Annotated in this window: 13 protein-coding genes and 1 CRISPR repeat array (1 of these 14 cut by a window edge); of the genes, 3 read left to right on the top strand and 10 right to left on the bottom strand. The window is 62.3% G+C overall.

Annotated elements, in window-relative coordinates; translation table 11 throughout:
- Nucleotides 1-1,071: a CRISPR direct-repeat array (repeat unit 36 nt; unit sequence GTTTTGGTGGCCGACCATTCCCTAACCCACTAAACT); it reaches 2,072 nt to the left of the window's first position.
- Between the two features lie 71 nt (nucleotides 1,072-1,142).
- From cas2 to ACOGJC_RS13000, 6 genes are all read right to left on the bottom strand, one after another.
- Nucleotides 1,143-1,475 carry a CRISPR-associated endonuclease Cas2 gene (gene cas2 / locus ACOGJC_RS13025; protein WP_419845426.1) on the bottom strand — a complete coding sequence of 111 codons (333 nt, stop codon included), beginning with the start codon at nucleotides 1,473-1,475 and terminating at the stop codon, nucleotides 1,143-1,145.
- On the bottom strand, nucleotides 1,472-2,380 hold the full coding sequence (gene cas1, locus ACOGJC_RS13020; protein ID WP_419845425.1) for a type II CRISPR-associated endonuclease Cas1: 909 nt from the start codon (nucleotides 2,378-2,380) through the stop codon (nucleotides 1,472-1,474). The genes cas2 and cas1 overlap by 4 nt, the downstream gene beginning before the upstream one ends.
- 4 nt (nucleotides 2,381-2,384) lie before the next feature.
- Nucleotides 2,385-5,576, bottom strand: a complete 3,192-nt coding sequence (gene cas9 / locus ACOGJC_RS13015; RefSeq protein ID WP_419845424.1) for a type II CRISPR RNA-guided endonuclease Cas9 — start codon at nucleotides 5,574-5,576, stop codon at nucleotides 2,385-2,387.
- Between the two features lie 464 nt (nucleotides 5,577-6,040).
- Nucleotides 6,041-6,457 (bottom strand): hypothetical protein, encoded by a 417-nt coding sequence (locus tag ACOGJC_RS13010; RefSeq protein ID WP_419845423.1) that lies wholly within the window; start codon nucleotides 6,455-6,457, stop codon nucleotides 6,041-6,043.
- On the bottom strand, nucleotides 6,454-7,122 hold the full coding sequence (locus ACOGJC_RS13005) for a DUF433 domain-containing protein (protein WP_419845422.1): 669 nt from the start codon (nucleotides 7,120-7,122) through the stop codon (nucleotides 6,454-6,456). Before ACOGJC_RS13005 ends, ACOGJC_RS13010 begins: the two co-directional genes overlap by 4 nt.
- A 96-nt stretch (nucleotides 7,123-7,218) precedes the next feature.
- Nucleotides 7,219-8,355 (bottom strand): LLM class flavin-dependent oxidoreductase, encoded by a 1,137-nt coding sequence (locus tag ACOGJC_RS13000; protein ID WP_419848240.1) that lies wholly within the window; start codon nucleotides 8,353-8,355, stop codon nucleotides 7,219-7,221.
- A 105-nt stretch (nucleotides 8,356-8,460) separates the two neighbouring features.
- On the opposite strand from ACOGJC_RS13000, the gene ACOGJC_RS12995 reads away from it, so the two are divergent.
- Nucleotides 8,461-9,684, top strand: a complete 1,224-nt coding sequence (locus ACOGJC_RS12995) for an acyl-CoA dehydrogenase family protein (protein WP_419845421.1) — start codon at nucleotides 8,461-8,463, stop codon at nucleotides 9,682-9,684.
- On the opposite strand, the gene ACOGJC_RS12990 is transcribed toward ACOGJC_RS12995, so the two are convergent.
- Genes ACOGJC_RS12990 through ACOGJC_RS12975 form a run of 4 tightly spaced genes read right to left on the bottom strand, consistent with a single transcriptional unit; the run spans nucleotide 9,681 to nucleotide 13,796 of the window.
- A complete protein-coding gene (locus ACOGJC_RS12990) occupies nucleotides 9,681-10,580 on the bottom strand; it encodes an SDR family oxidoreductase (protein ID WP_419845420.1) in 900 nt (299 codons plus the stop codon). The genes ACOGJC_RS12995 and ACOGJC_RS12990 overlap by 4 nt on opposite strands.
- Nucleotides 10,581-10,582: 2 nt before the next feature.
- Nucleotides 10,583-11,740, bottom strand: a complete 1,158-nt coding sequence (locus tag ACOGJC_RS12985) for a thiolase domain-containing protein (protein ID WP_419845419.1) — start codon at nucleotides 11,738-11,740, stop codon at nucleotides 10,583-10,585.
- Nucleotides 11,740-12,807 (bottom strand): lipid-transfer protein, encoded by a 1,068-nt coding sequence (locus tag ACOGJC_RS12980; protein ID WP_419845418.1) that lies wholly within the window; start codon nucleotides 12,805-12,807, stop codon nucleotides 11,740-11,742. Before ACOGJC_RS12980 ends, ACOGJC_RS12985 begins: the two co-directional genes overlap by 1 nt.
- Nucleotides 12,801-13,796 (bottom strand): Zn-ribbon domain-containing OB-fold protein, encoded by a 996-nt coding sequence (locus tag ACOGJC_RS12975; protein ID WP_419845417.1) that lies wholly within the window; start codon nucleotides 13,794-13,796, stop codon nucleotides 12,801-12,803. Before ACOGJC_RS12975 ends, ACOGJC_RS12980 begins: the two co-directional genes overlap by 7 nt.
- Nucleotides 13,797-13,889: 93 nt before the next feature.
- On the opposite strand from ACOGJC_RS12975, the gene ACOGJC_RS12970 reads away from it, so the two are divergent.
- A complete protein-coding gene (locus ACOGJC_RS12970; protein ID WP_419845416.1) occupies nucleotides 13,890-14,150 on the top strand; it encodes a type II toxin-antitoxin system Phd/YefM family antitoxin in 261 nt (86 codons plus the stop codon).
- A gap of 2 nt (nucleotides 14,151-14,152) precedes the next feature.
- Nucleotides 14,153-14,533, top strand: coding sequence for a type II toxin-antitoxin system VapC family toxin (locus ACOGJC_RS12965; RefSeq protein ID WP_419845415.1), 381 nt, complete (start codon nucleotides 14,153-14,155; stop codon nucleotides 14,531-14,533).

Here is a 14,533-nt window from a genome sequence, read left to right as displayed (position 1 = left end):
AACCCACTAAACTATACCGCAGGCGCTTCTCGTCGGCCACCCTGTTTTGGTGGCCGACCATTCCCTAACCCACTAAACTAGCGGCTCCGGTTTGGCGGCGGCGGTTCGCGTTTTGGTGGCCGACCATTCCCTAACCCACTAAACTTGATGTCGACGGAGCTTCTGCCGACCGGGCGTTTTGGTGGCCGACCATTCCCTAACCCACTAAACTCCTCCCGGCCCTGGCGATAGGCCCGGTCCTGTTTTGGTGGCCGACCATTCCCTAACCCACTAAACTCGCCGGCCACCTGGACCGTCTGCTTCAGCTGTTTTGGTGGCCGACCATTCCCTAACCCACTAAACTCCCCGAAACTCGATCTTGAATAGTGATCCGAGTTTTGGTGGCCGACCATTCCCTAACCCACTAAACTAGAGCCACGCAACAGGCCGGGCCGGTGCCAGTTTTGGTGGCCGACCATTCCCTAACCCACTAAACTCGGCGCGACCTCGACGAGCAGGCCTAACCCGTTTTGGTGGCCGACCATTCCCTAACCCACTAAACTAGCGGGTCGGCAGCGGCACCGTGAGAATGAGTTTTGGTGGCCGACCATTCCCTAACCCACTAAACTCCCGAGGCGGGGCTCACCCGCGTGTGCTTCGTTTTGGTGGCCGACCATTCCCTAACCCACTAAACTCGGGCCGGCCACGGTGAACCGCCCGTCGGTGTTTTGGTGGCCGACCATTCCCTAACCCACTAAACTCGACTACGACCACTCGTCGGTCTGCTTCACGTTTTGGTGGCCGACCATTCCCTAACCCACTAAACTGGCGATGAAGCTGTCGCTTGACCAGATTCAGTTTTGGTGGCCGACCATTCCCTAACCCACTAAACTCTGCTGCCTCCGGCCTGCACACCCACGAATGTTTTGGTGGCCGACCATTCCCTAACCCACTAAACTGACACCGCCCCAAGAGCGCCCGACGGTGCAGTTTTGGTGGCCGACCATTCCCTAACCCACTAAACTTGAGAAATTCTCGTCCAACGGAGCAACGCCGGTTTTGGTGGCCGACCATTCCCTAACCCACTAAACTAGATAACTTTCAGATCCTAAAGGGATGTTGACCTGCGGAAATGCCCGTGGGCATCCGCCACAGACCTTGTTCTACAGCAAGACAAGCTGTCCTCGTTCGGTCTGCCGAGTCTCACGGGTTCCTCCACTGAACACGCGCATCCGTCCGTACTGCTTGTCAGTGAACACGAGAATGCTGACGTGGCCTTCCGATGGCACTTGGCGCTCGACACGGGCCGCGAGTGCGTCGGCGGCAGGTCTGCCACCGCAGAACTTCATATATACCGAGAACTGTGCCATCTCGAATCCGAGGTCGAGCAGGTCGTTGCGGAATCTCGTCGCCCGCTTCCGCTGCCGTTTGGTGAGCACTGGCAGATCGAACATAACCATCATCCACATGAAGCGGTACCCACTAAAAGTGCTCATCCGACGATCGCTGCACCTTGCGGCAGGCGCAACAGATTCTGACCTTCGACTACTGATTGAGCGAGAGACTGCGCAGCCCACTCAACGCAACGGCTCAGCGGAGCTACTCCCCGATCCGTGCTCACGCTCTCAGTCATCACCGCTACCAGTGCTGGCTTTGTCTTAGCTGTCACTTCTTCTTGTCCAGATCGCCACAGAGCAAGCACAGCGCGATCTACCGCCGGACGGAACGGTTCCATCAGATCGTCCGCCAAGCAGAAGGGGTTGAAGCGATTGTGGTGGTGCAACGCGAGCGAAGGATGCAACCCTGCTGCACATAGCTGACGTGCTACAGAGGCTCTCAGAACTGCGTAGCCATAGTTGAGAAGACCGTTCGGGGCGTCGCCGAAACGACGACGTCGAAAACACTCGTCGAACAGGAGTCTCCAGTAGAGGCGCGCCGCCTGCGCCTCCATGTTGCTGCGGTCCCCAGGCAGAACGGCACGAGCAAATTCAAGCAACCTGTCGTCGGGAAAGCCTTCACCTCGTACAACGGCAGCCTGTGCTTCCAACTTGGCTCGCACGATGTCAGCCCAGAGATCGTCCCGAAGATCATCTGACATTGCAGCCTGCGCCGTCATACGGCGACCCTGTTCGAAGTTTGCCTCAACTGGCCAAAGCCAAGCAGCCGGGGTGTGAGTTTCATCACAACAGACGAGAGGAATGCCACGCCGGGAAAGTTCAAGGATTGCACCGTTGGAGTACGAAGCCTGCGGTGTATGCACAATCACCGACTCAATCTCATCGAACGGCAAGAGCGTCTCGGATGCCTCGGGAGTGCCCGGATCACAAACAACAGCGAGAGAACCGCGCCTCTTCGACAGGTAACGTCTGCCCTCAGCGATATCGAGCACGCGGCGTTCCATTGGCCTAATGCATTCCGTTCTTGCCTCGTCCGTCGGGACCAAATGGCCCGCCGTCTTGTACTCGTCCCAAAACATCGACGGAAATCTTCCGCAGTCCCACTTGAAGCACCTGGCTTGCCGACTTTCTGTACGGCGACAACTCTTTGGCTTTTCCGGCTGCTCGATGATCAACGGCTGTAATTCTCTGTCCTGAAAGCGCTTGAACACGCAGAAAGCGGCGCTCGCTGCCCTCGCCGACAGCAATCATGTCGTTGACATGAAGGCGCATGAGCTTCTTCGCGGTCGGATATTCGACCTTCACTCCAGAGCAGAAGTCCGGCTGGTGTGCATCAAACCGGCTGACCGTTTCTCCCTCGGTCTTGCCGCTGGGCAACAGCCACACATCCATATAGGCGTTTCCGTCAGTCTTGTAGGCCTTATAGGCACGGCCCGTCTCATCTCGAATAAACGCGAGACTGTCTTCTCCCAGATGAGTCAGAACTCGTACGCGCCTTACGCAAAGCTCTTTCCACGCACGCTCAACAAAGCACTTCCACACGACCGTGCTGCTCTCGTCCACAGTCTCTGCATCTACTCTCTCCCACAACGCTTTGAGACGATCACGAAGCGCTCGATCACGGACGTTGTCGAGCTTCCCGACATCGAGCGAATCGAGAGGCTTGGTCTCGACCAGCGTCATCTGCCCCTTCTCGTCGGGGCCGTCAACAATGCCATACGCCGTCTCGTTGTGAAGACTGCCAGTCGTGCTTCCGCGCCCGGGCTGGAAGTGATGAGGGCGGTGCCGCACAACACAACGCTGCACGAGAGCCTCCAGGTCTGATCGAAAACGTGCCCAGGGAAGCTCAAGGGCTTCTAAGATGCTCTCACCATCGTCTCCCCGGCCGGTAGCTCGGGCCACCTGTTGCAATTGCGAACGTGAGGTCAAGCCGATAGCCGCTGCGTCAACCAGGTGGTGCCGGTGATCATCGCGGTTCTTCCTGCCATTGCTCTCTTCGGAGAGAATGCTGTTGAAGCCAAAGCGACGTCGAAGCATGGCCGTCATCCTGCCCGGTGTCACCCAGACACGGTTTGGGGGGACCACGGCTTCCAAGTACTCGCGCACAACTCGTGACAAGTAGCTGTTCTCGTTTAGCTGTCGATCAAGAAAGCGGTCGTCCCTTTCCCAGTTCTCGATAGCGTCTTCCTCAAAGCGCCATTGCTTCTCTTTCGGCAAGAGGCGTACGCGGGAAAGAATGGACTCGTAGCGCTCGCTGTCGTGGCCCCAAGCTTCAAATGGTGTTCGATTGCCCTTTTCTCGATTAGCGTCTCGCATTGCAACCACGGTGTTGTTCATACTGTCGTCCAAGCTGCGGCTATAGGGCAGAAGGTGCTCTATCTCAGTGGCATCGGAAAGCACCAGTCCCACCGAGAGAGCTTGTCCTGTAAAGGGGCAAACCCGGCCGTTCACTGGTCCCTGCTCATCCCAAAGACGCAATTTGCGCATGTCTTGTGGCGAGGGCTCCGGGTTGCCAGCTGCTTCAGCCAGCTCGCGTAAGCGGTCATTGCGCTCACGGTTCCTAGCCTGTTGGCGCTCGTAGTCGCGACGCTGCTCCTGGCTCTGCTTCAATTCGCGTGTCAATTCAATGACCACTTCATCTGGTTTGCCGTAGCGCTCGGCAATCGCATTGAAGAGGCGCCGCACTTGACCAAGGGCAATGTGCACTGTCGGATTTGCTATTCGGCCATATCGCTCTTGACCGCTGCGTCCGGCTGGCCGCCCACCAAGAACATGGCGTGCCAACACCTCCCCGTAGTAGGGCAGTCGAGCCATATCGCCGTCGCCGCGCATATCCGAGTGATGGCCAAGCCCAGCATCGGAAACTGCTTCGTGATAGCGCCTACCACGCTGCATGTGGGGCAGCAACCCCTCAATTGCCGCTTTCGACAGATTGCCTGTTCCTTGTGGCAATCGGGCTGATGCAACTGCCTCGGCCATCTTCTCGCTGAGTTCGAATTCGTCCTGAAGCCAATCTTCAAGTTCTTCGGAGTCCTCATCTTCAAGCAAGCGCTCGACAATTTCCTGCTGTCTTTCAAGGCTGAGCTGCTGCCATTTCTTGCCAAAGCACTTCTTGTTGCTGAGCACACTTGCGGTGAGATCACCATCAATTCGTTCGCGGGCGGTGGTCCTTAGGTTGACTGTCGTGCCTTCGGGCAGTTTCGCATCGCTGACAAGCTGCTCGAATGTTCTCTGCTTCCAGGATAGGAGGCTTTTGATGACCCGCTCGCGCTCCTCCACCTCAAGCGGACGAACACTGCCCTCTGGAGGTGTGACCTCAATATTCAACACCTCCTGCAAGATGCGGAATCGCTGGAAGATTGGATACGCCTTGTATGCCCTCCTCTCCTCTGGAATGAGAGTGCAATGTCCCCGCTCAACGGGCAGTAGTTGGCGCTGGAAAAGCAGTGCCCTGATAACTGCGTCCCAATCCTCCGGCTCCAGCCCAGGATGATGGGGGATTTGTGTCTTTTGGATCGCCTCGAGTTCATCCTCGATCATCCCCCTGTCTGGGTATAGGCCATTGCCGAGCCGTGCTCGTATGGTTTTTCCCTGTTTGTGGCGCTTCCAGAAGTATTCGCCGAGTGTACGAGCGCCCGACTGCTGTATGCGTCGGCGGAGTTCGCTGACATCCTGTCGAATCGCGCCGTCTTCACCGCCATCAGTCTTCCGGTTGCTCTTGAATCCGCGACGGTCGGCAAATGAGAGCAGCACGCGGCCGAGTTCATACGGCTTGAGCGGTCGGTCCAGAGCCTCTGCGCGCAATCGAATGGGGTTGAGGTTCCTAACAGCCCCTCTCTCTTCTTCGCTATCGGGCAGAAGACCATATTCGCGAAGGAGCCTCACAACAATACGTTGACGGCGCAACATTCGGTCTCGATTGCGACGCGGGCCTCGTTTGCTTCGTCTCTCGGCAGCATTCGATTCACGATTCTTCGGATTGCGCCCATCGGAATGGATCAGAACGCCGCCGTTGACCAGTTCGACGGGGTGGGGAGGGTTGCTACCGTCCAAGCGGTATAACACCCATCCAATGCTGTTGGTGCCGAGGTCAAGACCGAGACGAAGCATTAGCACTCCGATGCTGAAGTTGTGTGTGTTGTTTCTGAGGGACTCATGAGTATAGGGTGCGTAGCTAAGGGAATGGTTGGCGGTGCCCACGGGCACCAACAACAAGCTGAGCCGTAATGGCAATATGCACCACGTTGCGAGGCGGGCTCCGGCCCGCCTCGTTCCTTGCTTTGGGCGCTGAACCTTTATTGGCGATTTCTCTTGACATGAGTGGGAAAGACCTATGAGGTGGACCGATGGCATTACCTGTTCCGATGTTCTCAAGGCGATAGCCGAGTACGACAGGCTTGGCGCTGATGGGGTCGCAAGGCAATGGGGATACCGGGCGGCGCGGCGCTATTGGTTGGTGTGGGAGCAGCAGTACTACCCATCGAAAGCGATCGTAGGGATCGCCTCCGGGGTGACTAGATGGGAGCGCAAGCTGAATGGAGGGTTGAGCAATCCGACCTCTGCGGTCTGCGTGTTGCGTCGCCTCGGATTCGAAGTGCTAGACACCTACACTTGAACAGCTACGCCTGAGACGCAGCTGCCCGTGTTGACCTTGCGCTGAAAGGTCAGGCCCGGATTGGCTTTACGCCGCTCGGGGTGATCTTGTGCAGCCGCGGTCCGTCCTTGTCAGCTGAGCTAGCTGCTTGTTCGGTCCTGTCCCAATGGCGGGCAATCAGGCGCAGCTTGTCCCAGGAGGCCCAATGGCCTCCGGTCAGGAAGAACACGGTTGCACCGTGCAGCCGGAGAGCGCTTGCCTGCGTTGGGTTGCTGCGAATGCGCTCGTCTTGAGTCAGGATGGGCCACCTCGCACGGGCGATAATCGGAATCCAGTGTTCATCCGAGGTGCCCCTTGAGATGTCAGGGCAGGCTGGATGCCCAGGGCATACGACGTTCAAGCCGACTGCTTCGAGAGCGTTGGCGAGAGCCTCAAGGTTTTCATCAAAGAACCAGCGACGGCCCGCCGCGGCGGGACGGGCGGTCAAGCGGCTTGGTAGGCGATGATCTTGCGGTTGGCGAGCCTCTGCTCGAACCGGATAGCGGCCTCGACCTGTACGAGGTCGAGGCTATAGGCATGGGCAAGCCACTCTGCCGGGTCCCCGGCTGTATACATTCCGTGAAGCACCTCGGTGCCCATGCGGGTGCCTTCGATAATCGGAGCTCCGAACTGGCGTCGGGGATCGACCACGATGTGGGCATCGCGCCCGTCAGGCCAATAGCGAACGGGGATATCGCCCTCAAAATCGATCCGGTCGAAGAACGCGGTGACGGATTCGGCCGTGACGGTGCCGTTGTCGTTCAAATGAGAGCCAGGAGTTGTGCAGAGTTTGCGGCGGGCGAGCGGGTACGGGACATCGCAGCTTCTCTGCCATATTGAGGCATACTTCCTCAGCTTCCGAAGCCGCATGCGCTGGAACCCTCGGTACGCGGCAAGATGGCCCGCTTCGATGAACTCACCCCAAGTGACAAACCGCGGTGTGGAGGAATCACCAGCGACGGGTTCAACTCCGAGGATGGGCGGCCGACGCGTGCCATCAGCAGCGGTATAGCCGTCAAGCCACCTGCCGAGCGTCTGGGGTGCAACGCCGAGCAGCCGGGCAGCATCGCTCTTGGAGTACATCTCGAGATCAAGCACTGCCGAGTCGCCCATCACTGCCCTTTCCCTCGTCGCGTCGGGCCCGATGCGAGGATAACTGGTGAGATCCCAAAACTGGGCCGTCCAGCGCGATGAACCACTAATGACTGGTCAGGCCGGGACGGCGGCTTCTTCCCTGGCTCGGAAGTGCGGAATCACGTGGTGGCCGAATTGGCGGATGGTTTCTAACATGACCTCTTGGGGGATGGTGCCCATTTGGATCATGCACATGATCTCGTCGCAGCCGATGGCCTCGAGCTCGCTCACGTAGCGGATGGCGTCTTCGTAGTTGCCGTAGGCGTGCTCAATGTTGAAGGTGCTGGTGGCGTTGGGGCTCAGCGGGATGTTCATCTCGCTGATCTTGGCGTGGACGTTGCCCACCGCCTCGTCGATGGCCGCAGCGGTGTCCTCGTCGGCTGAGCCGGCCCGAGGCGGGGGCGTGCCCAGATTCCAGTGCATGATGGCCTCGGCGAAGAACCGCTGGCCCCGAGCCCCGATGCGGAACGCCTCGTCCCGGTCGTCGAGGATCGTGGTGGGGCACAGCGCCGAGAACCAGTTGTTGGGGTGGTCGCTCACGAACCGCTCCCCGGTGCGGGTGGCGATGGCCTCGTCGTAGGTCTCCTTCATCAGGCGGATCTCGTCGGCGCCGGCAAACCCCAGCACCAGGGCCCCGATGCCCAACTCGGCGGCCAGCCGCACAGTGTCCACCTTGGTGCAGGCCAGATACAGCGGCGGGTGGGGGTCTTGCACCGGCCGGGGCAGAATCGGGTGCGGCGAGATGTCGAGCAGGCCGTCCCACTCGAACTCGTCGTCGCGCCAGCAGTGGGAGATGATCCTCAGCGACTCCTCCACCTGGGCGTAGGTGTCCTCGGGCTTCACCCCGAACGCCGACATCTCCTGGAGGGTGGCCCCCCGGCCAGCACCCACATCCAGCCGTCCGCCCGACAGCACATCCAGCATGGCGATGCGCTCCGCGGCCCGCAGCGGGTGGTTGTAGCCGAACGGCATGCACACCACCCCGTGGCCTATGCGGATGCGGGACGTGCGGGCCGCCACCCAGGTCAAGAAGATCTCCGGGGCGCTCATGTGGGCATACCACTTCAAGCAGTGGTGCTCCACCGCCCACACCCGGTCGAAACCCACCTCCTCGGCCAACACCGCCTGCTCCACGCAGTCGCGGATGACCTGCTGCTCGACCTCGCGGGACGGGTCGGCCATCTGGGCTTCGAAGATCATCGAGAATTTCACGGCCATCATTGAACCACTCCCCGCCGTCTGAGCCCGAATAAAGGAGAAAAGGCCTCCCCGTACGGTGGGGACTGCCGGGAGCCCTCTGGCTACCATCGACGCGGCATGGATTTCGACGAGACCCCCCAAGAAGCCGCCTTTCGAGCCGAGTGCATTGAGTGGCTCGACGCCAACGTCCCCGCCGACGGCGGCGGTCCCCGCGACCAGACGGCCATCACCATCTCCGACCCCGACGTTGAGAATGCCTACGTGGCCCGGTGCAAGGCCTGGCAGCGCACCAAGTACGACGGCGGCTGGGGCTCCATCACCTGGCCTGTCGAGTACGGCGGCAAAGGCCTGGGCGGCATCCAGGAGGGCATCTTCAAAGAGGAGGAGGCCAAGCGGGTGTCAGCTACTGGGGTGTTCGCGGTGGGCATCGGCATGGCCGGCCCCACCCTCATCGGCCACGGCACCGACGCCCAAAAGGAGCGGTTCCTGCCCGCCATGCTCAAAGGCGAGGAGGTGTGGTGCCAGTTGTTTTCCGAGCCGGTAGCCGGATCGGACCTCGGCGGACTGCGCACAACCGCGGTGCGCGACGGCGATGAATGGGTGGTGAACGGCCAGAAGGTGTGGACCTCGGGGGCCCAGTACAGCGACTGGGGCATCCTGCTGACCCGCACCGACCCCGACCAGCCCAAACACCGGGGCATCACCTACTTCCTGGTCGACATGAACACCCCCGGAATCGAGGTGCGCCCCCTGGTGCAGATCACCGGCGCGGCCCACTTCAACGAGGTCTTCTTGTCGGATGTGCGGATCCCCCACGAGAACATCCTCGGCGGGGTCAACACCGGCTGGGGGCCGATCATGACCACCTTGTCCAACGAGCGGGCCCTGATCGGAAGCTCAAACGCTCGGACCCGATTCAACGAGTTGGTGAAGCTGGCCCAGCAGACCGGCACCGACCGCGACCCCGTCATCCGCCAGGAGCTGGCCAAGACCTACACCCGCATGGAGATCCTGAAGTATCAGGGATACCGGGTGCGCACCGCCACTAGCCGAGGTGAGCTCCCCGGTCCCGAGAGCTCCACAATGAAGCTGGCCATCTCGCTGCACTTCGGGGAGATGGGCGACTTGGTGATGGCCATGAACGGCGCGGCCGGGATGCTCCACGGCGACAACGCCCTAGACGATGGGCGCTGGCAATACGAGTTCTTAGGTCAGTGGGCATCACGCATCGGCGGCGGCACCGACAACATCCAGCGCAACACCATCAGCGAGAAAGTCCTAGGCCTCCCCCCCGACATCCGAGTAGACAAAGGCATCCCGTTTAGGGATATTCCCAGCTAGCTGGCGCCGTAGACCGGTGCTGGCTCAGGCGAACCGGCAATCGAAGCCTGCACCGCGTCACCCACCTCAGCAGCAGCAAACTTGCGCCCCACGTCCACCACATGACCGTGCTGCCACCCGTCACACACGTTGAGCGCCCCGCCGGCGATCTCAAACACCCGACCGGTCACATCGCAGAAATCCGACCCCAGCCACACCACCAACGGTGAGGCGTTGGCCGGATCTTTCTCGTCCCAGCCCTCGGGGGCCTCTTCGGTGTACATGATCCCCGCCGTCATGCGGGTGCGGGCGTCGGGGGCGATGGCGTTAACCGCCACCCCGTAGCGGCCCCACTCCGCCGCCTGCTGGATGGTCAGCGCCGCCACTCCAGCCTTGGCCGCGGCGTAGTTGCCCTGGCCGATCGATCCTAAAAGCCCGGCCCCGGAACTGGTGTTGATGAGCCGCCCTCGCACGTCCTCACCGGCCTTGGACCGGTCCCGCCAGTGGGCCACCGCGTGGCGGGCCGGGGCGAAGTGCCCCTTGAGGTGGACCCGCATGATGGCGTCCCACTCCGGCTCGCTCATGTTGGCCAGCATCCGGTCGCGCAAAAAGCCCGCGTTGCACACCAGCGTGTCGAGGCGGCCCCACGAGTCGATGGCCTGGGCGATCATGGCCTCGGCTTGATCCCAGTCGGCCACATCGGCGGCGTTGGCCTCGGCCTCGCCTCCCATGGCCCGTATCTCGGCCACCACCTCCTGGGCCGGCTCCGACGCGCCGCCTGAGCCGTCGCGGTCGACTCCCAGATCGTTAACCAGCACTCGGGCCCCCTCGGCGGCGAACTCCAGGGCGTGGGCTCGGCCCAGACCCCGAGCCGCTCCGGTGATGACCACCACTCGGCCGTCGGCGATGCCAGCCATCGTTACAGCTCGGGGTTCAGCTCAGACGACACCATCCACATGGCGTAGTACTGGGCCGCGCCGCCGTAGGCGTGACCGATGGAGATCTTGGCCCCCGGAACCTGGTACTCGCCCGCGGTGCCCCGCACCTGGTTGGCCGCCTCCAGGCAGCGGATCATGCCCGACGCCCCGATGGGATTGGACGACAAAACGCCGCCCGACATGTTCACCGGGAACGATCCGCCCAGCTCGGTGTCGCCGGCATCGGTCATCTTCCACCCCTCGCCCTCCTCGGCGATGAGGTGCCCTTCCAGCCACATGGGCTCGTACCACGAGAACGGCACGTACAGCTCGGCACAGTCGATCTGCTCCCGGGGGTTGGTGATCCCCGCCTTGCGGTACAGGGCCTCCGAGCACTCCACGCCGGCCTGGGGCCTCACCGTGTCGCGCCCGGGGAACTGGCCGAACTCGGTGCGCTTGGCGTGGGAGATGACCCATGCCGGCGGGCGACCCGACTTCTTGGCGATGTCGTCGTTGCCCAGCACCACCGCCGCGGCCCCATCCGAGGAGGGGCACGACTCCAAGAAGTGAAGGGGGTCCCACAGCATGGGCGACTCCCGCACCTTCTCGATGGAGATGTCGGGAAGATGCAGGTGGGCGTAGGGGTTCTTGAGGGCGTTGAGCCGATCCTTCACCGCCACCATCCACCCGATGTGCTCGGGGGCCTTGGAGCGGGCGATGTAGTTGCGGATCCACGGGGCGAACGTGCCGCCCGCGCCCTGCCCGCCGCTCTTGCCGCCCGACAGCGCCCAGGTGGCGTTGCCTTCCGACTGCTTCTCGTAGGCGATGGTCAACACGGTGTTGTACATCCCCGATTCCACCAGGTTCACCGCCGAGATGGCGGTGGACGCTCCCACCGACCCCGCGGTGTGTACCCGGTGGATGGGCTTGCCGATCGCGCCCAGTGCGTCGCACAGGCTCAAGAGCGGCATCATCACCCCTTCGAGGGCGTCGGGCGCCTTGCCGATCACGATGGCATCGATGTCGTCGAAGGTGGCACCGGCGTCTTCCAAGGCCCGGAGGGCGGCCTCCCGTACCAGGCCGTCCAAGGTCACATCGTCGCGGCGGCGCTTGTATTTGGTTTGGCCGACGCCTAATACCGCACAGGGTCGTGGAGCCATCAGCTGTCTCCTTCCAAGACGCAGAGCAGGTTCTGTTGAAGGGCCGGGCCGCTGGATGCGTGGGCCACGCCCCGGCCGCCATCGCCGTTGCGGATGGCCCGGGCCAGCTCGATCACCCGAGTGAGGCCCACGGCCATGAACGGGCTGCCGGTAAGCGGCCCGCCCGAGGGGTTCACCGAGGTGTCGCCGTTGAGGCCAAGGGCGTCGCGCAGGATGATCTCCTCGGGGCTGTAAGTCACGGTCAGCTCGGCAATGTCCACCGGGCCGTCGTGCAGGCCCACCCGATCGGCCGCGATGCGCACCGACGGGGAGTCGGTGAGGTCCCGCAGCGTGGGGTGGTGCGAGTCGATGCGGTGGTCGATGGCCCGGATCCATACCGGGTTGTCGCACAGCTCCCGGGCCTTGTCGGCTCGGGCGATGATCATGGCCGCGGCACCGTCACTGGTGGGCGGGCAGTCGAGGCGGCGCAGCGGCTGCTGCACGTAGGGCTCAGCCAGCAGCTCCTCCACCGACAGGTCGCCGCTGAGTTGGGCGTAGGGGTTGTCTTTGGCGTTGGCGTGGCTGCGGGCCACCACCTCGGCGAAGTCCCGCTCGGTGGCCTTGCCCGCGGCGATGAGCGCCTGGGCCTGGAACCCGGCCTGTGTTCGGGGGTCCAAACCGATGGGGGCGTGAACGTAGGGATCGGTCTGGAGCGAGAACCCCTCCCGGTAGCTGCCCGGCGAGCACTTGCCCGAACCCGACACCAGCACCGTGTCGATGTCGCCCGACTGGAGCCGCACAAATCCCTCGAACAGGGCCCACGCCCCGTCCATCTCCACGTGGCTCTCATACACCGGGGGCCACGCCCCCACCGCGTCGATGTTCATGACGAAGGCGAACGGCATCCCCGACAGGTAGTCGCAGCTTCCCGCGATGGTGAAGTCGATGTCGTGGCGGTCCAAGCCAGTTTGCTCGATCACCGAGTTCACGCACGGCATGATCATTGCTGGCTCGCTGTCGTTGAAATGGGCGTGAGAAGGGGTTTGCGAGAACGCGACGATGGCCACGTCTTCAGCCAGGCTTACCATGAGTGCTCCTTCAGCTCGTCGGCAGGAATATCGGGCTCGCCAGTGGGCTCGAACCGGGCGTACACCGTCTCGGGAATGTTGCCGTAGCGGTTGTCGATGTCCTCCACCGACCGCTCCTCGGGGTCGCGCCAGATGCAGCGCATCCGCATCCCCACCCGCATCTCGTCCACCGTCATGTCGCGGATGTCGATGCCGATCACCGGCTGGTCGGTGCCGTCGAACAGGATCGAGCACCGCACGTAGGGCTCGGTCTCGGTCTGGCCGTAGTACTGCACCGGGTTCAGCTCGGTGAACGCCACCACGGTGCCCACATCGGACACTTCCACCTCGTCGGCCTCGCTCATCAGCACCCGGGACATGTTGTCGTAGCCCCGACCCGGCACGTACACCTTGCCGGTGACCGGGCTGCGCTGGCCGATGATCTTGCCGTCCAGCAGCCCTTGGGCGAACCGGGCCCGGTGGGGGTACAGCGGCTCGTTTATGCGCAAGCCAATGAGGTGCTCGGTGATGGTCACCGGCTCGTCGCCCGGCTGAATCACCTGCTCGGCGGCGTCGGCCTCGGGCACGAAGTACACATCGGCGACAGAGCCGTGGCGCTCGTCCCGGAACTGGGCCCGCACCCTCATGCCGGTGCTCATGGCCTCGGGATCGCCCCCGGTGTCCACCGCGTGGACGAGGTCGGTGTCGGCCCCGTCCAGCTTGATGAAGGCGAAGCCGAAGGGCCGGTCAAAGGGGTGTTTGGCCGAGGGCTCGGCCACCCAGGTCCAGTTCACCACCTCCCCGCCAGGGCCCACCTCAACCAGGTCGGGCTCCAGGGTGGCAAAAGAGTCCGGATCGAACTCCATGGGCGGGCACAGCACCCGGTCGCCACACCGCTGCCCGAGGATGCGGCCGTCGCGCAACCCGGTCAGGAACGGACCGATGACCGGCCCGGTGGTGCGGGTGTAGGGGTACTCAAGGGTGTAATCAACGTCATGCAGCGTGGGCACGGCGGCAAGTTCACCACACGCCTGTCTCCGCTAGCCAAGCAAACGCCTCTAATACAGTCGAATAAATGAACTAAGTCGGGCTAAGCTCGCTCCATGACTACCTTGCAGGTGAACATCCATGCGGCGAAGAGCCGCCTGTCGGAGTTGCTTCGAGAGGTAGAGGCCGGCACCGACGTCATTGTGGCCCGGGCCGGCGAGCCGATAGCCAAGATTATTCCTTGGCCCCCGGCACCACCGGAGCGGAAGATCGGATTTCTGGATGGCCAGATACACATCTACGAGGAGGACATCGTCGGCTCCGACCCTGAGATCCTCGCCATGTTCGAAGAGTCTGCGGAACAAGACCTCTTCTAACCATGAGGCTGCTGCTCGACAGTCACGCCGTACTCTGGGCAGCAGGCGTCTCTTCTCAGATGGGAGAGCGGTGCCGGGAATCCATCCGATCAGCAACCAGTGTGTACTACTCGGCAGCAACACTATGGGAACTGGGCATCAAGCGTGCAAAAGGCAGACTCCACTACCCGGACCATATGGTTTCGGACCTCATCGCCAATGGGTTTGTCGAACTACCGATCACCGTAGCCCATGCCGAGCGAGCGGCCGCCTTGCCCCTGCACCACCAAGACCCGTTCGACCGGATGCTCGTCGCCCAAGCCCAAGCCGAGTTGCTCACCCTGGTCACCACCGACCACCAGATCATTGCCTACGACGTAGAGGTGCTCGACCCTCGGCGGTGA

Origin of the sequence: Candidatus Poriferisocius sp., from assembly GCF_965204015.1 — a bacterium.
In the GTDB taxonomy this organism is placed as follows: Bacteria; Actinomycetota; Acidimicrobiia; order Acidimicrobiales; family Bin134; genus Poriferisocius.
This window is presented reverse-complemented; position numbering and strand designations above follow the sequence as displayed.